This window comes from Streptomyces sp. NPDC030991 (assembly GCF_055571235.1).
The window spans coordinates 222,760-243,206 of sequence record NZ_JBVIFR010000010.1; the positions used below are offsets into that span (position 1 = coordinate 222,760).

Sequence of the window (20,447 nt, forward strand, 5' to 3'; positions counted from 1 at the left end):
CCCCCTGTCTGTAGTCAGCGTCGCTTCAGTCGCTGCGTCCTCCGCGACGGCTTCAGTATCAGCCACACAAGATACCTACCATCCGGTTTTGTATTCAAGAGGGGTTCCGGAGGGAGGGTGGGGCGCGTGAGGAGAGCGAACGGCCAACTCGGGCCGGGAGTAGGTCAGTCGGGGCTGAAAGGCATCGTTCTCCAGAGCGTTGCAGAGAACCGCCCAACCGGTATATTTTTCCGGTCTGCAGCGGGGTGCTTACGCACAGCAAGTGACTGGCGCGCCCGGGCAGTGGGGGGAAGACATGACAGAGAATGACAGCGAGCCACAGGTTCTCATAGTGGGGGGCGGGCCGGTAGGCATGCTTCTGGCCTGTGAGTTGGCAGGACTGGGCGTGCGCACGGTGGTCCTGGAGGCCCGGGGAGCGGTGTCCCGCCGGCCGAAGGCCACCACCCTGCACGCCCGCACGGTGCAGTGCCTGGGGCGCCGCGGCCATCTGCCCGTGCCCGGCGGCCCCACGGGCGCCACGCACCGGGCGAGCCCGTTCCACTTCGCGGGGATCCCCGGGCTGACCCTCTCGGCACCGGCCGCCGAGCCCGATCCGCTCCTGAAGTACCCGCAGGAGGCCCTCGAACGGTTCTTTGAGGAGCGGGCCCGGGCCGCGGGCGCACGCGTCCTGCGGGACCACCGGGTGACCGAGATCCAGCAGTCCCGGGACGCGGTCCACGTCGTCGCGGAGGGACCGGCGGGGCGGGCGTCCTTCACGGCCGGGTATCTGGTCGGCGCGGACGGCGCACGCAGCGCCGTGCGCACGTGGGCGGGCATCGCCTCCCGCTCGACCCCGGCGACCATCTCTGCGATGGCCGGCGACGTCCGCCTCGTCCGCGAGGGCGCGCTGCGTCCGGGATGGCATCGCACACCGCGGGGCTGGGTCATCGTGAAGGACGCGGGGGAGGGCGTCACCCGGCTGCGCACCCTGAACTGTGCGGGGCCGCACACGGCGCGCCATGTGCCGCTCACCCTGGCCGAGTTCCGCGACGAGGTCTCCTGGATCACCGACGAGGACATCGCCATGACGGAGCCCGCGTGGCTGAGCCGCTTCAGCGACTACTCCCGGCTGGCCTCCGCCTACCGCGCGGGGCGGATCCTGCTCGCGGGTGACGCGGCGCACGTGCACTTCCCGATCGGCGGCCAGGGGCTGAGCACGGGCTTGCTGGACGTGCTCAACCTCGGCTGGAAACTCGCGCTCGCGGTCCGGGGCGACGCGGGAGCCGGGCTGCTCGACACCTATGAGCAGGAACGCCGTCCCGCCGCTCGCCGGATCATCGACAACGCGCGGGCCCAACTCGCCCTGATGCGCCCGGGAGCCGAGTTCGACCCCCTGCGCGACATGTTCGCGGGGATGCTCACCGGGGGGGCGTTCGGCGACGCCCTCGCGTCGATGGTCAGCGCCCAGGACACGGTGCTCCCGTCGCTGACCGGGAACCCTTCGCACTGGGAGGGCAGATTCCTCAACAACGCCGTCGTCGAGACCGCCGACGGGCGTACGGACGTCATCGCCCTGCTGCGCCAGGGGCGTCCGCTGCTGCTGCTCACGGGTGACGGCCGCGAGGAGTACCGGCGGCACGCACAGGCGTGGGGGGGTCTGCTCCACGTGGTGCGGGCCGAAATGACACCGGAACTGCCGTGCGAGGCGCTGCTGGTCAGGCCCGACGGGTACATCGCCTGGGCTCCCGGGGGCGGCGCGCTGTCGAGCGCCCTGACCGTCTACTTCGGTGCGCGCGGCCGGGCTCGGGAGCCAGGTCCGCGCGGCGCACTGGAAGGCGAATTGGCCGACGCCGTCAGCTGACTTCGGCCGGCTGCGGGGCGGCGGACTCGGCGACCGCCCGGGCGACGACCTCGCCCCGCTCCGCGCCGAGTTCCACGGTCGTCAGGACGGACGGGTGCGCCACGCTGGGCAGGAGGTGGCGCAGCATCGCCGAGACCCGGATCAGCAGGTCGTTGTGCTCGCACATGGCCTGGGACATGGCCTGCACACCGGCGAAGGCGCCCACCGTGACGTCCGCCGTCTCCGTGATCACGACCTGGGGGAGCAGCTCACCTTGTGCCTGGGCCTCGGTGAGCAGTTTCCGGACGATCTGGGACCAGCGCACGAACGGGCCGCTCCGGTCGAGGCCGTGGGCCTGCTGGTCGAGCGAGAGCCGGACGCCCGCCCGCACCATCGGATCGGTCTGCAGCCGGTAGGCGTGCAACATCACGGTGTCGATGAGCTGCTGCACCTTGCAGGCCTGGTCCTGGACAGCGTTCTGCTGGTCCTGCTCGAAGAGGACCCCCTGGGCCAGGTCTTCCTTGGAGGGGAAGTGGAAGTACAGGGCGCCCTTGGTGACACCGGCGGTCCGCAGGATCTCGCTGATCGTCGCCGCCTGGAAGCCACGCTCCTCGAAGACCTTGGCCGCAGCGGAAAGAATCACCCTCCGTGTGCGGATGGCCCGGTCTTGCTTTGCCATGAGGGTCTCTTTCAGTTGATGGATCTGGAGCCAATAAAAACCGTCCAGTGGGTATCTTACTGGTTCACGGCCGTATACGGCCCATGTGTCCGAGTGAAGTGACGCCGTCCTGGGCGTCCGTGGCCGGAAGAGACGGTGGTGATCGCCGTACTCCTCCAGGGGGTGGGACCTGATGATTCTGGTGACCGGAGCGACGGGGACGGTGGGGCGCGAGGTGGTCCGGCGACTGCCCGGTACCGTGCGGGTCCGCCTGATGACGAGGCGTCCCGACAAGGTCGTGGCCCCCGGGCCGACCGGGGAGGTCGTGGCCGCCGACTACGACGATCCCCGGTCGCTGGAGCGCGCGCTGCGCGGGGTGAGCACGGCGCTCGTCATCACCAGCCGGGTGGGCGGCGACGACGATCTGCGGTTCGTCCGTGCGGCGCGGACGGCGGGCGTGCGACGGCTGGTGAAGCTGTCGGCGGCGGCCGTGCTCGACCCGGACGCCGTCGATCTCATCACCCGGTGGCAGCGCACGACCGAGGAGATCGTGCGCGGATCCGGCCTGGAATGCACGGTGCTGCGGCCGCGTGCCTTCATGAGCAACTCCCTCTCGTGGGCGGCTTCCGTACGGTCCGAAGGGGTCGTGCGGGCGCTGCACGGGACGTCGCCCAACGCCTGTGTCGATCCGCGGGACATCGCCGAGGTCGCGGTGCGGGTCCTGACCGAGGAGGGCCATGCGGGAAAGGCGTACACGCTGACCGGTCCCGAGCCGATCACTCCCGTCGAGCAGACCGGGCACCTCGCGCGGGTACTGGGTGTGCCGCTGCAATTCGAGGAGTTGACGATCGAACAGGCCCGTGCGGGTCTGGCCCGGCGTTACCCGGCGCCGGTGGTCGAGGCGCTGCTGGAGAGTGCGGGCAGACAGCGGGCAGGGGCGAAGTCCGGCGTGGACGGCAAGGTGCGTTCGCTGACGGGCCGTCCCGCGTTCACTTTCCGGAAGTGGGCCGAGGACAATCGAAACGCTTTCGCCGCCGGGCCCGGTTTGTGACCGGTACCGAGAAGATGAAAGGGGATCTTTGGCGGGAGGAGTGACTCCGGCAAATGCCAGGAGCCCGGAACTCTCTTCTCGATTCCGGGCTCCCGGCATTTCGGTCTCAGAGAGGGAGGAGTCCCATCGTCACCAAGGACGAGAAGGCGAGTTCGTCGTTCTGGCTGCCCGTCACGAGGACGCGGTTACCGGCGCCGGGAATGCGGCGTGCCTCGATGAAACACGGCTGGTCCAACTCGATGTAGCGCATGAACTCGCTGGCGAAGGAAAGCGGCAGGGAGTTCTGGCCCATCGTGGAGATCGCCGCTTGCCGGGCCGCCTCGAGGAGCGTCATCCCCGGTACGTGGTCGACGGGGTGCTCGAACAGGATCGGGTGGCGGGTGTCCACGCGCAGCTGCCAGCGGTCCTCGCGCGCGGTCGCGGAGAGGACGACGTCCATCGGCGAGACGCGGCCGACGGCCTGCGGCGCCGTCGGCGCGGTGAGGGGCAGGGCGCGCACGGTGTCGGCCAGCCGGCCGCCGCGGACCCGGCGGTAGACCTTCGGGGGCATGCAGGTGAAGCTGGCGCCTCCGGTGGCGGCCACCTGGCCGTCCCGGTACATCGTGACGTCGTAACGGAAGCCCGCGAGGGCGTTGTTGCGTCTCTTGACGTCCGTGCACGTGACATCCATGTCCAGGGACGCCGGCGCGCCGCCGACCGTCAGCTGCGCGGGGCGGGTCTCCAGCGTGAGGTTCCACATGACGAACTGGAAGTCGAGCGGCACGTCGAACTCCGCGTGGGCCAGCAGCGACCCGACCTGGCGGATCGTCTCGGCGGTGATCAGGGGGTCGTGGCAGCCGGCCACGGGGGTGAAGAACGCGTGACCTCGCGGCAATTGGGCCGCCACCGAGAAGTGCAGGTCGTCCTTGCGGGCCCAGTCCGTGAGCATCACCTCGGCGACGCCTGCCCGGTGGACGAATTCCTTCGGGACGGTCGTGGTCAGCGTGGAAAAGCGCGAGAGGGCGGCGGAACCGGTGGACACCGTCAGGCCGTTCGCGTTGTGTGCCGTGCTGGGTATCGCGCGGGTCATACGGAAGGTCTCAGTGGACACGGATTCCCCCTGGTTTCACGGTTTTGTGGGCTGAAGTAGAGCCCGCGGCAAAGATACATACCATCCGGTTTAATTTCCAGATGGTTCGTAGTGTTCGTAGGCGAGCACTTGAGTGATCCTCGGTTCGACAAGCGGAGACCAGGGGCGATGCCCGTTCGGGCACCGGTCGGGACCTGTGCGGTTCTATTGGATCTCCAGCGACCCCTTAGTGGCTCTCGAGCGCACTGGCGCACCTTCGGTTCACAGAGGAACGAAGGGAGTGCCGAGCGTATGCGAGACGAAGAGTGCGTACTGCGGGTGGAGCGCGGGCGCGCGGACCCGGACGAGCTGGCCGCCATCGCCGCGGTGCTGTTCGCCCGCAGCAGGGCGAGACGGAGTGAGGAGGTGCCGGTGACCGTGAAGCGTCCTCGGGCGTGGCGGCCCACTCGGACCTACTCCGCCCCCGGAGACTGGCGCTGACCAGACAAAAGGGCTGCGCCGCCTCTATAAACCGCATGCGCGGTTTGTTACAGTCTTCTGCGGCCCTGGTTCTGCCCTCCTTGGCCAAGTCGCAGAAAGGGACCGAAGTGTTATGGCGATGGTGAGTGCCCCGCCGGTATCGCAGCCCACGGGCGCCCGTGGACGGGTAGCAGAGTTGCACGCGATCCGTGAGCAGGCTCTGCGTGGACCGAGTGACCGGGCGACCGAGGCCCAGCACGCCAAGGGCAAGCTGACGGCGCGTGAGCGTATCGAGCTGCTCCTTGACGAGGGGTCGTTCAAGGAGGTCGAGCAGTTGCGCCGGCACCGGGCGGTCGGTTTCGGCCTGGAGGCGAAGAAGCCGTACACCGATGGTGTGATCACCGGCTGGGGGACGGTCGAGGGCCGGACGGTCTTCGTCTACGCGCATGACTTCCGGATCTTCGGCGGTGCCCTGGGTGAGGCGCATGCCACGAAGATCCACAAGATCATGGACATGGCGATCGCGGCGGGTGCGCCGCTGGTCTCGCTGAACGACGGCGCGGGCGCCCGTATCCAGGAGGGCGTCTCGGCGCTGGCCGGGTACGGCGGCATCTTCCAGCGCAACACCAAGGCGTCGGGTGTCATCCCGCAGATCAGCGTGATGCTGGGCCCGTGCGCGGGCGGCGCCGCCTACAGCCCGGCCCTGACCGACTTCGTGTTCATGGTCCGTGAGACCTCGCAGATGTTCATCACCGGCCCGGACGTGGTCAAGGCGGTCACGGGTGAGGAGATCACCCAGAACGGTCTGGGCGGCGCGGACGTCCACGCCGAGACGAGCGGCGTCGCGCACTTCGCCTATGACGACGAGGAGACCTGCATCGCCGAGGTCCGTTACCTCCTGTCGATGCTCCCGCAGAACAACCGCGAGAGCGCGCCCATGGTGTGGAGCGGGGACGCGGCCGACCGGCGCTCGGACACCCTGCTCGATCTCGTCCCGGCCGAGGGCAACCGCCCCTACGACATGACGAAGGTCATCGAGGAGCTCGTCGACGACGGCGACTACCTGGAGGTCCACGAGCGCTGGGCCCGCAACATCATCTGCGCGCTGGCCCGCCTGGACGGCCAGGTCGTCGGCATCGTCGCCAACCAGCCCCAGGCACTCGCCGGCGTCCTGGACATCGAGGCCAGCGAGAAGGCGGCCCGCTTCGTCCAGATGTGCGACGCCTTCAACATCCCCATCGTGACCCTCCTGGACGTGCCCGGGTTCCTGCCCGGCGTCGACCAGGAACACGGCGGCATCATCCGCCACGGCGCGAAGCTGCTGTACGCGTACTGCAACGCCACCGTCCCGCGCATCTCCCTCATCCTGCGCAAGGCCTACGGCGGCGCCTACATCGTCATGGACTCCCAGTCCATCGGCGCCGACCTCACCTACGCCTGGCCCACCAACGAGATCGCCGTCATGGGCGCCGAAGGCGCCGCCAACGTCATCTTCCGCCGCCAGATCGCCGACGCCGAAGACCCCGAAGCCATGCGCGCCCGCATGGTCAAGGAGTACAAGGCCGAACTCATGCACCCCTACTACGCGGCCGAACGCGGCCTGGTCGACGACGTCATCGACCCCGCCGAAACCCGCGAGGTGCTCATCCGCTCCCTGGCGATGCTCCGCACCAAACACGCCGACCTGCCCTCCCGCAAGCACGGCAACCCCCCGCAGTAGACCCCCGCACCCCCCGCATCACCACGGAGGTCGTAGCCACGTCGACCGCCGAAGGCCACAGGAGAAGTTGAATGGTCAAGCAGGAACGCGCGGTGCGCACGAGGAAGTCGCTGATCGACGCGGCGGCCGCGGTGTTCGCGGAGGAGGGGTACGTGCCCTCGTCACTCGCGACGATCAGCAAGCGGGCAGGTGTCAGCAACGGAGCGCTGCACTTCCACTTCGAGAACAAGAGGGCGCTCGCGCACGCGGTCGAAGAAGCGGCCACCGACGCGATCCACGAACTCGTCGAGGTCTCGGGGAGCGCCGGGACGAGCGCGTTGCAGGCGGTGGTCGACGCGACACACGGGCTGGTGGGCCGCCTCTCGGACGACATCGTCGTACGGGCCGGGTTCGACCTCAGCGCCGAACGCGCACTGGGGAGCGACACCGGTCTCGTGGGGACCTGGCACACGTGGGTCGAGGAGACGCTGCACCGTGCGGAGGCGGACGGGCACCTGGCTCCGGGCGTCTCCCCGGACGACGCCGCGGCGGCGGTCGTGGCGATGACCGTGGGCGTCGAGGTGCTGGCCGGGAACGATCCGCAGTGGCTCGCCGAGCGGCGGGTCGTCGGATTCTGGGAGCTGCTGCTGCCCGGCATCGCGACCGGTGACGTACTGGTGTCCGCCCGGCCCGGCGCGGGTGACCGCGAGCGCCCCCGCCCCACGAGGACCTGACGGACCGGCCCGCCCCGTCCCCCGGGCCCTCGTCCCGCCGACAGGACGAGGACCCGGCGACACACAGCCGCCCGCCGGTTGGCCGGCGGCCAGGACCACCGCTGCCGAAGGGGCTCAGCGGGCCTGAAGGGGCGACTTGTTGTCGAGCGTGAGCGCGGTGCAGCGCACGCCGCCGCCACCCTTGCGCAACTCGGTCGTGTCGAGCTCGACCACCTCGAGGCCGCGCTCGCGCAGCGTGTCCCGAAGGCGCGGCGCACCGGTGGCCATGGTCACCGTGGAACCGTCGCTGATCAGGTTCAGGGCGAACATGCCCGCTTCCTCGACGTCCACCTCGATCAGATCGAGGCCCAGGGCGCGCAGCCGCGCTCCGCTCGGGCCGTCCAGCGCCTGCGGGCAGTAGGCGACGGTACGGGCGTCGATCACCGCGAGGGCGAGATCGAGGTCGTACCACTGCTCGCTCGTCGTGCGCAGCGGCACCACCTCGTACCCGAGCACATCGGCCAGCACCCCGTGCATCCGGCGGTCGGTGCGCTGCCCGTACCCGGCGAACAGCAGCGGCCCGCACGGCAGCGCGTCGCCCTGGCCGCTGAAGTCGTACGGCGCGTCCAGCACGTCGAAGCCACGCCCCTGGAGCCAGGCCCGGAAGTGCCGGATCTCCGGGCGGCGGGCGGCCGGGGGAGCGCCGAGGACCGCGCGCCGCGCGCTGATGAAGGCGCCGTTGGCCGTGTAGACCATGTCGGGGCACTCCCGCGCGGACTCCATCCGGCTGACGATCCGGCCGGCCGCGGCATGTGCTTTCTCGATGGCCTCGTGCTCGGCGAGGACGGCTTGACGGTCCGGCTGACAGCCGGTGTCCATGTACGGGTTGATGACGTAGTCGATGCGGAAATGCGTGGCATCGCACATCAGCAGTTCCGTGTTCAAAGAGACCTCCAGAAGGCTGTGCGTGCCCGGTGTCCGCGCACGACCGAGGGCAGGAGAGGGGAAGGGGGCCATGTCAGGGACGTCCGGCGGCCGTCCCGCCGGCGGGACACCTCATGGTGCCGGGGCGAGATCCCCCGCGGTCCCGTCCCCCGCTCGCCGGCCCGTGGTTCCGGGGGCCGGTGCGCCGCGGCGTCTTCTGCTGTAGAGGGGCTCAAGCGCGCTTCGAGGACGCCGTGTCACTGTGGTGCGCGGCGGCACATCGGTCCCCGCGGCCCCGTCCGGCTGAGCGCCGATGGGGGAGCAGTGCAGGGACGCTGGAGGAATCCGGCGCCCTCCGTGAGCGCGGCTACCGTGGCGAGCAGGGCGAAAGCGTCTCGTTGCGTGAGAGGGGGCAGGGGCCCCGCCCCGGAAGCCGATGAACCAAGGCCGTGCCACCGCCGAGCGCTGCACCGATGGGTCGATGACCGTGGTCGTCGACCCCGGGCAGCCGCCCCACCACGTCCCGCCCGTCCTGGAGGTCCGGGGCCCACTGGCCGCGGGCCGGGTCGCCGCCGCGCTCGACCATGCCGCCGCGCGCACACCCGGCGGCGGCACCTGGCGCCACACGCTGCAACGGCTCGGGCCCGACCACCACTTGCTGCATGTCGAGCCGCGGCCCGGCGCGGCCGCCCGGCACGAGGGCCGCGACCTCTTCCCGGCCGGTCTCGTGGCCGACCTGCTCACCTCCCGCGGCGGGCCGGCCGTTCCGCTCGCACCGGCCCAGCTCGACCTGGTCCGGAGCGCCGAGGACGCTCCCGTCCGCCATCTGCGCGCCATGCTGAACACCGCCGAGCCGTTCGACCCCGCCGTCGTGGACGGCGCCCTGCGGGCCCTGGCCCGGGCGCATCCGCTGCTCGGTGCCCGGATCGACGTGAGGGAGGCGGGCGGCATCCACGCCGTGCCGCTGCTGCACGCGCTCGCGTGCACGGACCTCGTCGGCGTGCCGCGGGCCCGCGAGGACGAGGCCGTCGCCGCCGCGGCCCGCCGCCTGGACCCCACGATCGGCGACACGCTGCGCGTGCTGCTGCTGCGCAAACGGCGCAGGCTCGTGGTGGTGGCCCACGAACTCGTCGTCGACCAGCCCTCGTTGGACATCCTGATGGCCGACCTCCGGGCCGCGCTGACCCGCCCCGGGCAGGAACCCGCGGCCGAGGACGTGCGGTACTCGGACTGGAGCGCCGCGCTGCCCGTGGTGGCCACGGACCCCCGGGAGACCGATCGCTGGCACGCCGTCGCCGAGGGCCGCGCGGCCGCTCGCGCGTTCCGCCCGCGTGCCCCACTGCCCGGCGGCGACCCGCACCGCCACCCCGGGTTCGCCCTGGGCCGCGCGGCCACCGGGCGGCTCACCGGCGCCGTGCCCCGCCGCCTCGGCCTCACGGCTGCCCAACTGCTCACCGGCGCCATGGGGCTGGCCCTGATGCGGTGGCGCGGCACCGAACGCGCCTCCTTCGACGTACGCGTCGACGGACGCCAGGGCGGCCCCGCGCTCGCCCGGACGGTCGGGCCGCTCGTCGAGACCGAACCCGTGCTGCTCGACGGCGGACGCGGCCAGGACGCGCGCCAGTTCCTCGCACGGGTCGCCGCGGACCTCGGCGACCTGGGACGCGGCGCGTTCGGCGCCTGCCGCGAGTACGCCGCCGACCCGATGCTCCGGCTCGCGCTGCGCGAACCCGTGCCGGTGCTGGTCCGGTTCACCCCGGACGCACATGTCCGCGGGGCCCGGCAGCCGCGGCGCGGTTCCGTCTCGTACGCCCTGGACATCGACGCCCGGATACGCGGCGGCCGGCTGTGCCTCGGGCTCGACTGGCTGCCGGCCGCCCGCGACGGCGTCGACGAGGAGTCCGCGGCCCGGCTCCTCGCCGTGCTCCGGGAGGTCCTGGACGAACTGGCGGGCGGCAACGGCGCCGCGCCCGCCACGACGAGCACCGTCGCCGCCACCCCGGTCCAGCGCGAGCTGCTGGCCGACGCCGACGCGCACCCCAGGACCGGACGGCAGATCGAGCAGCTCAGCTGGGTCTGGCACGGGCCGCTGGACATCGGCCGGTTCAGAGCGGCGTGGCAGTCGGTCTTCGACCGGGAGGCGGCCCTGCGGTCGGCCTTCGACCACGGCCCGGACCCCATGATCACCATTCACGACCGGATCGTGCCGGAGGTGGTGCGCAGGACGCACGCGGGCGCCCGGCCCGACGCGTTCCTGGAGGACCGGCAGCGCGGGCTCGACCCGCGTACCCCGGGCCCGCTGCGGATCACGCTGCTCGACGGCCCCCGGGAGGACGGCGCGGCCGTGCAGGCCACGCGGGTGCTGCTCACGTACCACCTGGCGCTGCTCGACACCTGGAGCGTGCGGCTGCTCGTGGCGGAGTTCTGCCGCGCCTATCTGGCGGACGGCCCGCTGCCCGGTGGCGACCGGCGCCCCGACGTACGCGACTACGCGCGCTGGATCGAGGCCCAGGACCTCGCCGCGGCCCGGGACTTCTGGCTGCGCTCCGAACTCAGGCCCGCGGCATCGGTGTCGGCACGTGTCACCTCCTCGCCCGTCGCCTGGGAGACCGGCTCCGGGCGGGCGCGGGTGCGGCTCACCTCCGCCGAGGCCGCCCGCCTCGACGCGTGGGCCGCCCGCTGGGGAGCCACGGAGAACGGCGCGTTGCAGGCCGCCTGGGCGCTGCTGCTGTACCGGGCCGCCGGGGCGGACGGCTCGATGCCGGTGCGGTTCAGCGTGGCGGTCTCCGGGCGCGGCATCCCGCTGGAGGGCGTGGAGCTGCTGCCCGGCGCCCTGCGCAACTCGCTGCCCGTCTCGGTCGAGGTCGACCCCGCCGCCACCGTGCCCGATCTGCTGGCCGTCCTGCGCGACCAGGCCATCGACCTGTCGTCGTACGAGTGGGTGTCGGCCGGTCAGATCGACGGCTGGACCGGTACGGCGCCGGACGGGCAGGGGCGGGCCACCGAGAGCCTGCTCGTCTTCGAGAGCGCTCTGGACCCGCTGCGCCGGCTCGAACCCTCGTTCGCCGCGCACGGCATCCGGATGGAGTTCCCCGAGACCACGGGCGCCGCGAACGCCTTCCCCGTCACGCTCGTCTCGCGCCGCGACGGGGCCGGCGGACTGGTGCTGTCCGTGATCCACGACCGGGCCAGGCTGGCGGACGGCACCGGGCTGCTGACCGACTGCGCCGATCTGCTGCGTGAACTGCCCTACGAGGCCGACGAGTCGACGCCCATCGCCGAGCTCCTCGACGAACTGTCGGCGACGGCGGCCGCCCGGCCCTCCCTGGTGACACTGCGGCAGGGGGAGGGGGAGAGCGGGGTCGTCGTACTGGTGCCCTCGCCGGGTGTGCCCCGGGCCTGGTACGCCCGGCTGGCCCGGCAGTACGCGGGGCCGGAGACGGTGATCCTGCTGCGCCTCTCGCCGGAGGGCCCCCGGGCGTGGCCCGGGGCGTTGCGTGTCCTGGCGGAGACGGGGAAGTCGCTGCTGCTCGTCGCCTTCTCGGGCGGCGGGGCGGGCGCCTACGAGACGTCCCGCCGACTCGCGGCGGAGGGGTACCGCACCCGGACCGTGGTGCTGTCGGACGACACCGGCGGCGACGGGACCGCGGGTGACCTGGCACGTCTGGTGGGGGACGCGGCCCGGGAGCCGGGCGTCGCCTGAGCGGCGCGCGGCGCGTACGCGAGGACGGCCCGAGTGGCGCCGGAAGCCGACTGTGCGCACCTCCGTCATTCGAGCGTCCCGTACTCGTGACGAACTAGAGCGTGGGTCACCCCCCGGAACAGGGCCCTTGCGGTCCACGGGCAGCCCGCACCCCCTACAAACAAACCACAAGGTCTCTTTACCTGCGCTTTTGTGGTGCGGAGTTCGACGCGCCCCCTTCTTCAACTCCGGTACATAGATGGCTTTTAGGGACATACATGAGCGATTCCCTCACCTGAGGGGTCCTTGAGGACGCCTGAGGATTGATTAAAACAGCGCGGTCGGTTTGGTATTGACAAACCGTCCGTCCTGTTTTTAACTGAACCCACCGAGACAGGGAGCTGGACACGGCCTCGGGCGACTGATGACTCATGCACGAAGAGGGGAAACGGCGTGGACATCGAAGTACTGGGGACGTTGGCCGTGAGGGAGAACGGGGTCTCGGTGACGCCGCGGGCGCCGAAGCCGCGACAGGTGCTGGCTCTGCTGGCACTCCACGCCGATCAGGTCGTGCCCGTCGCCTCGCTCATCGAGGAACTCTGGGGCGACTGCCCGCCGCGCAGCGCGCGGACCACTCTGCAGACCTACGTGCTGCAACTGCGGGAAATGATCGCGACGGCGCTGGAGAAGGACCCGGAGGGCGCCCCGGCACGTACGCCCAAGGAGGTGCTCGCCACCGCTCCGGGCGGCTATGTGCTGCACACCTCCGGCGGCACCAGCGACGTCCACGAGTTCGACCGGCTCGCCGGACTCGGCTACCGGGCCATGGACGGCGGCGACTTCCCACGCGCCGCCCGCGAGCTGGGCAACGCCCTCGAACTGTGGACCGGCTCCGCACTCGCCGACGTACAGGCGGGCCCGCAGCTGGAGATGCAGACCAGGCGCCTGGAGGAGACCCGGCTGTGCGCGCTCGACCAGCGCATCGAGGCCGACCTGCGGCTCGGCCGGCACCGCGAGATCCTCGGCGAACTCACCGTCCTGGTCAGCCGCTACCGCACGCACGAGAACCTGCACGCCCAGTTCATGCTCGCCCTGCACCGCTCGGGGCGCCGCAGCGAGGCGCTCGACGTGTACCAGCGGCTGCGGACAACTCTCGTACGCGAGCTGGGCCTCGAGCCCTCCTCCGGTCTGCGCCGACTGCAGCGGTCGATCCTGATGGCCAACCCGGAGCACACCACGGAGACGCTCGGCGCCGACCGCGAGCGCCTCAGCCGGGTGGGCTGAGGACCGCACCGGGTTCCTGACGTCGAGAATCGGGAGAGAAGAGCCGCGATGCAGGCCAGGTCGGAACGGACGCGACACAACCTGATCCAGGCGGGCGCGCGCATGTTCGACGAGCACGGGTACGCCAGCGCCACCCTCGGCCGGATCGTCTCGGTCACCGGCGTGACGAAGGGGGCGCTGTACTTCCACTTCGCCTCCAAGGACGTACTCGCCGACGCGGTACAGGAGGAAGGCAGCGCGCGGCTCGTCGGCTTCCTGCGGCAACTGGAGGACTCCGGCTCCGCGCCCGTACAGGTACTCATCGACATGACGCACTGGTTGTCCCGCGCGCTGCGCGACGATCCGCTGATCGGCGCCGGAGTGCGGATCACCCACGAGTGCGTCGACCGGGAGCCCCCGGTCACCGACTTCTACCGGGTGTGGCAACGCGAGGTGCTGCGCCTGCTCCGCTCGGCCGCCGAGGCGGGAGACCTGCGGCCCGCCGGCCGCGGCGAGGGCGCCGCGACCCTGCTGTGGGCGATGGTGTGCTGGCTCGCCGCCGTCGCCAAGGCCCTGCCGGCCGACGAGCTCACCCGGCGGCTCGCCGCGTCGTGGCAGCTCCTCCTCGCCATGCTCGTACCACCGGACGAAGCGGGCCGGTACCGCACCCACGCACCCCACCGCCTCGCCGACACGGTGGGCGTCGCATGACCCGCACGGCCGCGGACGACGAGGGCCCGGCCCTCCGCAGACCCAGGACCCAGGACCCAGGACCATTGGAGCCCCACCATGCCCCGTGAACGACAGATGGCTCTCACGGCGGCGCCCGCCGCCCACGAGGCCGACGTGCTCGCCCAGGTCGTGCGCATACTCGCCGACGTCCTGCGTATCAAGCCGGAGAAGATCGACCCCGAGCAGACGTTCCGCACCTGCGGGGTCGACTCGCTGCTCTCCGTCGAGTACGTGGCCACCGTCAACCTGCACTACGGCACCGCGATCAAGCCGGCCATGCTCATCGACCACGCCACTCCGCTGGAGTTCGCCCGGTACGTGGCGCGCGAGACGTCCCCGGCCTGCGCGCTGCCCGCGCCGTCCCCCGCGGCCACGGCGCCGATGCCCGCGGCGGCGCCCGCGATGCCCGCCCCCGAGTCCCCCGTCTCCATGCCCGCGCCGCCCGTCCTTGACGTGCTGCGCGAGGAGATCGCCCGCATCCTGTGCTGCGACCCCTGGGACGTCGACACCGCCGAACCCTTCGTCGCCATGGGCGTGGACACCGCGCTGGCCGCTGAGTTCGTCTCCGTCATCAACCTCGTCTACGGGCTGCGCGAGCGCGCCGCCGTGCTCTACGACCACCCGGACCTCACGTCGCTGGCCGCGCACATCGCCGCGCAGTTGCCCGTCGGCCCCGACCCGGCCGCCGTGGCGCGCGCCCTGGGCACCGGGCCGATGCCGCTGGAGGAGCTGTTCGACGCGGTGCGCGACGGGCGGGTCACCGTGGACCAGGCCATGTCCCTGCTGCCCCGGCAGGACTGAGGCGGCGTAACGCATGACGTCTTCCGTACCGGTGGACCGGCCCGGACGGGTGCCGCGCACGGCGGCACCCGTCAAGCTGTGGTTCTGCCCCAACGAGGCGCTCGCCCCCGCCATCGCCGCCGTCCTCGCGACGAACTGGCTGGACGAGCAGGAACAGGAGACCGCCGGGCGCTTCCTGTTCGACCGCGACCGGCGGCAGTACCTGGTGGCGCACGCGCTCGTCCGCCGGGTGCTGGCCCTGGAGAGCGGCATCCCCGAGGCCGAGGCCGTGCTCTGGCGCTCGTCGCGGGGCCGGCCCTTCCTGCGCAAGCCCGTGGAGGGACTGCCGCGCGGCGGGCGGGAGCTGGACTTCAACCTGTCGCACGCGGGCGGGTACAACCTGCTCGGCGTGGTGCGCCGCCACCGCGTCGGTGTCGACGTGGAGCGCCTCGACCGCGACCGGGCCCTCGACGCCATCGTGGAGAGCTTCGCCCCCGAGGAACGCGCCTGGGTGGCCGAGGCCGCCCCCGGCCGGGCGCGCGACCGCAGGACCCTGCGGCTGTGGACGCTGAAGGAGGCGTACGCCAAGGCGCGCGGACTCGGCCTCGGACTCCCCTTCGACTCCTTCGTGTTCACGCTCGCCGACGACCGCGGTGTGCTCGCCTTCCAGCCGCCCGACGACGAACCCCCGGGACAGTGGCGCTTCGCCGAACTGGAACCCGAACCCGACGTGCTGGTCGCCGTCACCGTCATGACGAGCCCCGACGAGGACCCCGTCCTCGACCTGTACCACGGCTTCCCCTGGAGCCGGAAAGCACCGCGGCAGGTGCTCCTGCCGCAGCCGGTGGGCCCCCCGGGGCAGCGCCCCTAGGGCGTGTTTCGAAAGTCCCGTCGTCCGCCCGAAGGGCGGGCCCCGCGGCGTCTGGTGCGTGCGATCGCAAGGCGCCGGGGCGCCCTCATAGCGGAGCTATGCGGGCGTTCCGGCAACGCGGCGAGCGTGCGTGCCAGACGCCGCGGGGCTGGGGGCACCTCCCGGCCGGAGGCTGGGGGAGGGACTTTCGAAACACGCCCTAGACACCCACCGGACACCGCTGTGAGGCCGAACGCCCCTGGGGCGTTCGGCCATGTCCATGTGCCCGGTCGGCCCTCTTGGAGCCGGGCTTGAACTGCGGTGGAGATACGGGAAGCGGCCCTGAGAACACCGCTACGGTGCGACGCGCCGGTGGTTTCGAACCACCGCGGACTCGACCGGGTATGGGAGGAAGCCGTGCAAATTCAGGTTCTGGGCCCGTTGAGCGCCGACGTCAACGGGGTGTCCATCGTGCCGACCGCCGGCAAACCGAGGCAGATTCTCGCGCTGTTGTCGTTCTATCCGGGCCGGGTCGTCCCCGTGTCCACGCTCATGGAAGAGATCTGGGGCAGCAACATGCCCCAGAGTGCGATGACCACACTGCAGACGTACATATTGCAACTGCGCCGGCGCCTCGGCACCGCGATGGGGCCCGGCACCCCCGGCAGCGCCAAGGACGTTCTCGCCACCCGGCACGGCGGATACCTGCTCCAGGTGTCCCCCGAATGTGTCGACGTGCACCGCTACGAGCAGTTGGTCACCGCGGGACAGGCGTCGTTCGAGGCGGGCGACGACGAGCAGGCCGCCGCGGAGTTCCGCGAGGCGCTCGGCATGTGGGAGGGCACCGCCCTCGTGGATGTGAGCACGGGGCCGATCCTGGAGATCGAGGTGATGCGCCTGGAGGAGAGCCGCCTCGTCATCGTCGAGCGCCGTATCGACGCCGACCTGCGGCTCGGCCGCCACTCCGAGGTCATCGCGGAGCTCGCCGACCTGATCGCCCGGCATCCGCAGCACGAAGGGCTGCACTCGCAGGCGATGGTGGCCCTGTACCGCTCGGGACGCCAGGCCACCGCCCTCGACGTCTACCGCAGGCTGCGCCTGCGGCTCGTCGAGGACCTCGGGGTGGAGCCCTCGCCCCAGCTCCAGCGCCTGCACCAGGCGATGCTCGCCGTCGATCCGGCCCTGGACGTCATCTGCGGACCGCGCCGCGGCTCCACCTTCAATTTGTACGCGGCCTGAGCCCGAGCGCCCGGCGCGGCGCACCCGGCAGCCTCGCGCCCCCAACGGCGAGTTCCGTACGACCCCGAGGAGTACGCCGCATGTCCGACGAACAGCCCGTACGGGTCCACTGCTTCGCACACGCCGGCGCGGGCGTCTCCTCCTTCGCCGGCTGGAGCGGCGACCTCGGCAGCGGCGCGCGGACCGTGCCGCATCTGCTGCCCGGCCGCGACAGCCGGCGCCGCGAGCCGCGCGTCACCGGGCATCAGGAGTTGCTCGACGACATGCTGCGCCACTTCACCGGCGCCGACGAAAACGGGCCCGACCCGTACCTGATCTACGGGCACAGCCTCGGCGCCCTGGTCGCCTACACGGTCACCCGGGCCCTGCGCGAAGCGGGACTGCCCGCCCCCGCACTGCTCGTCCTCGGCGCCTGCCCGCCGCCCGACGCGGCCCTGGGCCCCGCGGACGACTGCCGCGCCAAGGACGAGGAGCTGTTGCGCCTGCTCGGCGGGTTCGTCAGCCTCCCGGGGGGCACGGCGCCCGGCGGCCTCTGGCACCGCGTCGTGATGCCCGTGCTCCGCGCCGACCTCCAGCTCGCCGACGCCCTGCGCACGGCCGCCCGCCGGCCGTCACCCGCCGGGCCCCTCGATGTGCCGGTGGTGGCCGTCGCGGGCCGCGACGACCCCCTCGCCCCGGCCGAGGCGCTGGCCGGCTGGCGGCGCTGGACCACCGGCCCCTTCGCCCTGCGCACGGTGCCGGGCGACCACTTCTTCGTACGGGGCCACGAACTGCCGCGGCTGATCGGGCGCGCCGGCCGGGTCGTGCGGCGCCTCGCGCCCGTCGCGGCCGGCCGGTGAACCGCCCGGCAGGGCCCGGCCGAGCAACAGCACAGGAGCCGACTGACATGAGGGGGCAACCGATGAGACGAGTCGTCATCACCGGGATCGGGGTGGTCGCACCCGGCGGCGTGGGCACCGGGAAGTTCTGGTCACTGCTGACCGAGGGGCGCACCGCGACCCGTCCCATCACCCTGTTCGACGCCACCACGTTCCGCTCGCGGATCGCCGCGGAGGCCGACTTCGACGCCGCGGACCACGGGTTCGCCCCCGCCGAGGCACACCGCCTCGACCGCGTCGCCCAGTTCGCCCTCGTCGCGGCCCGCGAGGCCGTCGCCGACAGCGGGGTCGCACTCGCCGCCGACGGCGAGCGAACCGGAGTGACCCTGGGGACGGCGGTCGGTTGCAGCAGCGGCCTCGACGAGGTGTACGCGCACGTCAGCGAGGCGGGCAGCCACTGGCTCCTGGACCACACCCGGGCCGAGGCCCGGCTCGGCGACTACCTCGCGCCGAGCTCGATCGCGGCCGAAGTGGCGCGCGACGCGGGCGCGTTGGGCCCGGTGGCGGTCGTCTCCACCGGCTGCACCTCCGGGCTCGACGCGCTCGGCCACGCCGTCGAGCTGATCCGCGAGGGCAGCGCCGACATCATGGTCGCGGGCGCGGCGGAGGCGCCCATCACCCCCATCACCCTGGCCTCGTTCGACGCGATCCGCGCGACGTCGGTCCACAACGACGAGCCCGGCACCGCCTCCCGCCCCTTCGACCGCACCCGCAACGGGTTCGTGCTCGGCGAGGGCAGCGCGGTGCTCGTCCTGGAGGAACACGACCGCGCGGTACGGCGCGGCGCCCGCATCTACGCGGAGATCGCCGGATTCGCCACCCGCTCCAACGCGTACCACATGACCGGACTGCGCCTGGACGGCGGCGAGATGGCCGAGGCCATCCGGCTCGCCCTCGACGAGGCCCGCCTCGACGCCACCGCCGTCGACTACGTCAACGCCCACGGTTCGGGCACCAAGCAGAACGACATGCACGAGACGGCCGCCTTCAAGAGGAGCCTCGGGCAGCACGCGCACCGGGTGCCGATCAGCTCCATCAAGTCGATGATCGGCCACTCGCTCGGCGCGATCGGCGCGCTGGAGATCGCCGCCAGCGCACTGGCCATCGCCCACGACACCGTGCCGCCCACCGCCAACCTGCACGAACCCGACCCGGCCTGCGACCTGGACTACACCCCGCTGACCGCACGCGAACAGCGCACCGACACCGTGCTCAGCGTCGGCAGCGGGTTCGGCGGGTTCCAGAGCGCGATGGTGCTCAGCACCCGCCACCTGGGGGTGGCCGCATGACCGCCGTGGCCCCCGAGCACACCGGCCTGATCGAGTGGCGCGGCGTGACCGCGGCCGTCACCGGGCTCGGCGTCGTCGCCCCCGGCGGCATCGGCGTCCGCGCCTGGTGGGACGCGACGCTGCGCGGCGAGTCCGCCATCGCCCCCGTCACCCGCTTCGACGCCACCGGATACCCGGCGACGCTCGCCGGCGAGGTCACGGGCTTCGTCGACGAGGACCACGTCTCCGCGAAGCTGCTGCCGCAGACCGACCGGGTCACGCGGCTCTCGCTCGCCGCCGCGGCCGAGGCGCTGCGCGACGCGGACCTGGACCCGCGGAGCCTGCCCGACTACGCCATGGGCGTCGTCACCGCCAACGCCATGGGCGGCTTCGAGTTCGGCCAGCGCGAACTGCAGGCGCTGTGGAGCAAGGGCCGCCGCCACGTCGGCGCCTACCAGTCCTTCGCCTGGTTCTACGCCGCCAACTCCGGGCAGCTCTCCATCCAGCACGGCCTGCGCGGGCCGAGCGGCGTCGTCGTCAGCGAACAGGCGGGCGGCCTGGACGCCGTGGCGCAGGCCCGCCGGCGGCTCCGCAGCGGCGTACGCGCCGTGCTCACCGGCGGCTTCGACGCCGCCCTGTGCCCGTGGGGCTGGACCGCGCTGCTGGCGGCGGGCTCCATGACCACCCGCGGCGACGCCCGCCGCGCCTACCTGCCGTTCGACGCCGACGCGTCGGGGCACGTGGCCGGCGAGGGAGGCGCCCTGCTCGTCCTGGAGGACACGGACGCGGCCCATGCCCGCGGCGCCACCGTGCTCGGCACCGTCGAGGGCTGCGCCGCCACCTTCGACCCGGCGCCCGGCACCGGCGCCCCGCGGCTGCTCGCCGCGGCCCGGCTCGCCCTCGCCGACGCCCGGATCGACCCCGCCGACGTGGACGTGGTCTTCGCCGACGCGGCGGGCGAGCGGGACGCCGACCGGGCCGAGGCCGCGGCGCTCGCCGAGCTGTTCGGCCCGTACGGCGTCGCCGTCACCGCGCCCAAGTCGCTGACCGGACGCCTCGGTTCGGGCGGCTCCGCACTCGACCTCGCGGCCGCACTGTGCGCGCTGCGGGACCAGGTGATCCCGCCGACGGCCGGCGCCGTACGCGTCGCCGACGACTGCCCCGTGGACCTGGTGACCGGCGCACCGCGCCCGGCCCGGCTGCGCCACGCCCTGGTCCTGGCCAGGGGACGCGGCGGTTTCAACGCGGCGACGGTCGTGCGCGCCGGGCGCTGACGGCCCGCGCGCGACCGGCCCGGAGACCACTGCGCCGCCGAGCCACCCGAGCCCCCCCCGAGTCACCCGAATCTCAGGCAACCGAGGAA

General features: G+C 72.4%; 17 protein-coding genes. 14 read left to right on the top strand and 3 right to left on the bottom strand.

Annotated features, from left to right (window positions below; genetic code table 11):
- Nucleotides 1-295: 295 nt before the first annotated feature.
- The gene (locus ACZ45E_RS20630; RefSeq protein WP_468222499.1) at nt 296-1,840 is read left to right on the top strand and encodes an FAD-dependent monooxygenase; all 1,545 of its coding nucleotides are present in this window, start codon (nt 296-298) and stop codon (nt 1,838-1,840) included.
- Here ACZ45E_RS20630 and ACZ45E_RS20635 read toward each other — a convergent pair.
- Nucleotides 1,833-2,498: a ScbR family autoregulator-binding transcription factor gene (locus ACZ45E_RS20635; RefSeq protein WP_468222500.1), complete on the bottom strand. Its 666-nt coding sequence runs from the start codon at nt 2,496-2,498 to the stop codon at nt 1,833-1,835. The two genes, ACZ45E_RS20630 and ACZ45E_RS20635, sit on opposite strands and share 8 nt — an antisense overlap.
- 172 nt (nt 2,499-2,670) lie before the next feature.
- Between ACZ45E_RS20635 and ACZ45E_RS20640 the strand changes: the two genes are divergently transcribed.
- The gene (locus ACZ45E_RS20640) at nt 2,671-3,528 is read left to right on the top strand and encodes an NAD(P)H-binding protein (protein ID WP_468222502.1); all 858 of its coding nucleotides are present in this window, start codon (nt 2,671-2,673) and stop codon (nt 3,526-3,528) included.
- 106 nt (nt 3,529-3,634) lie between these two features.
- Here ACZ45E_RS20640 and ACZ45E_RS20645 read toward each other — a convergent pair whose 3' ends face one another.
- Nucleotides 3,635-4,618: a ScbA/BarX family gamma-butyrolactone biosynthesis protein gene (locus ACZ45E_RS20645; protein ID WP_468222503.1), complete on the bottom strand. Its 984-nt coding sequence runs from the start codon at nt 4,616-4,618 to the stop codon at nt 3,635-3,637.
- A 270-nt stretch (nt 4,619-4,888) separates the two neighbouring features.
- Here ACZ45E_RS20645 and ACZ45E_RS20650 point away from each other — a divergent pair, with 270 nt between their 5' ends.
- The 3 genes from ACZ45E_RS20650 to ACZ45E_RS20660 all read left to right on the top strand — a co-directional run bounded on the left by ACZ45E_RS20650 (nt 4,889) and on the right by ACZ45E_RS20660 (nt 7,489).
- Nucleotides 4,889-5,077, top strand: coding sequence for an acyl-CoA carboxylase subunit epsilon (locus ACZ45E_RS20650; protein WP_468222505.1), 189 nt, complete (start codon nt 4,889-4,891; stop codon nt 5,075-5,077).
- 118 nt (nt 5,078-5,195) lie between these two features.
- Nucleotides 5,196-6,776, top strand: a complete 1,581-nt coding sequence (locus ACZ45E_RS20655; protein WP_468222600.1) for an acyl-CoA carboxylase subunit beta — start codon at nt 5,196-5,198, stop codon at nt 6,774-6,776.
- A gap of 71 nt (nt 6,777-6,847) precedes the next feature.
- Complete coding sequence (locus ACZ45E_RS20660) at nt 6,848-7,489, top strand: ScbR family autoregulator-binding transcription factor (RefSeq protein WP_468222507.1); 642 nt, start codon at nt 6,848-6,850, stop codon at nt 7,487-7,489.
- A gap of 114 nt (nt 7,490-7,603) precedes the next feature.
- On the opposite strand, the gene ACZ45E_RS20665 is transcribed toward ACZ45E_RS20660, so the two are convergent.
- The gene (locus ACZ45E_RS20665; protein WP_468222508.1) at nt 7,604-8,413 is read right to left on the bottom strand and encodes a dimethylarginine dimethylaminohydrolase family protein; all 810 of its coding nucleotides are present in this window, start codon (nt 8,411-8,413) and stop codon (nt 7,604-7,606) included.
- 415 nt (nt 8,414-8,828) lie between these two features.
- Here ACZ45E_RS20665 and ACZ45E_RS20670 point away from each other — a divergent pair, with 415 nt between their 5' ends.
- From ACZ45E_RS20670 to ACZ45E_RS20710, 9 genes are all read left to right on the top strand, one after another.
- Nucleotides 8,829-12,095 (top strand): condensation domain-containing protein, encoded by a 3,267-nt coding sequence (locus ACZ45E_RS20670; protein WP_468222510.1) that lies wholly within the window; start codon nt 8,829-8,831, stop codon nt 12,093-12,095.
- Nucleotides 12,096-12,527: 432 nt separating this feature from the next.
- Entirely contained in the window at nt 12,528-13,358 is an 831-nt protein-coding gene (locus ACZ45E_RS20675; protein WP_468222511.1) for an AfsR/SARP family transcriptional regulator, read from the top strand.
- Nucleotides 13,359-13,406: 48 nt separating this feature from the next.
- Entirely contained in the window at nt 13,407-14,048 is a 642-nt protein-coding gene (locus ACZ45E_RS20680; protein ID WP_468222512.1) for a ScbR family autoregulator-binding transcription factor, read from the top strand.
- Nucleotides 14,049-14,126: 78 nt separating this feature from the next.
- A complete protein-coding gene (locus ACZ45E_RS20685; protein WP_468222514.1) occupies nt 14,127-14,870 on the top strand; it encodes an acyl carrier protein in 744 nt (247 codons plus the stop codon).
- A 13-nt stretch (nt 14,871-14,883) separates the two neighbouring features.
- Nucleotides 14,884-15,720 carry a 4'-phosphopantetheinyl transferase family protein gene (locus tag ACZ45E_RS20690; RefSeq protein ID WP_468222515.1) on the top strand — a complete coding sequence of 279 codons (837 nt, stop codon included), beginning with the start codon at nt 14,884-14,886 and terminating at the stop codon, nt 15,718-15,720.
- A gap of 396 nt (nt 15,721-16,116) precedes the next feature.
- Nucleotides 16,117-16,938, top strand: a complete 822-nt coding sequence (locus tag ACZ45E_RS20695) for an AfsR/SARP family transcriptional regulator (RefSeq protein WP_468222516.1) — start codon at nt 16,117-16,119, stop codon at nt 16,936-16,938.
- Nucleotides 16,939-17,018: 80 nt separating this feature from the next.
- Nucleotides 17,019-17,777 (top strand): thioesterase II family protein, encoded by a 759-nt coding sequence (locus ACZ45E_RS20700; protein ID WP_468222517.1) that lies wholly within the window; start codon nt 17,019-17,021, stop codon nt 17,775-17,777.
- A gap of 62 nt (nt 17,778-17,839) precedes the next feature.
- Nucleotides 17,840-19,105 carry a beta-ketoacyl-[acyl-carrier-protein] synthase family protein gene (locus ACZ45E_RS20705; protein WP_468222519.1) on the top strand — a complete coding sequence of 422 codons (1,266 nt, stop codon included), beginning with the start codon at nt 17,840-17,842 and terminating at the stop codon, nt 19,103-19,105.
- Nucleotides 19,102-20,358, top strand: a complete 1,257-nt coding sequence (locus ACZ45E_RS20710; protein ID WP_468222521.1) for a beta-ketoacyl synthase N-terminal-like domain-containing protein — start codon at nt 19,102-19,104, stop codon at nt 20,356-20,358. The genes ACZ45E_RS20705 and ACZ45E_RS20710 overlap by 4 nt, the downstream gene beginning before the upstream one ends.
- Nucleotides 20,359-20,447 lie beyond the last annotated feature (89 nt).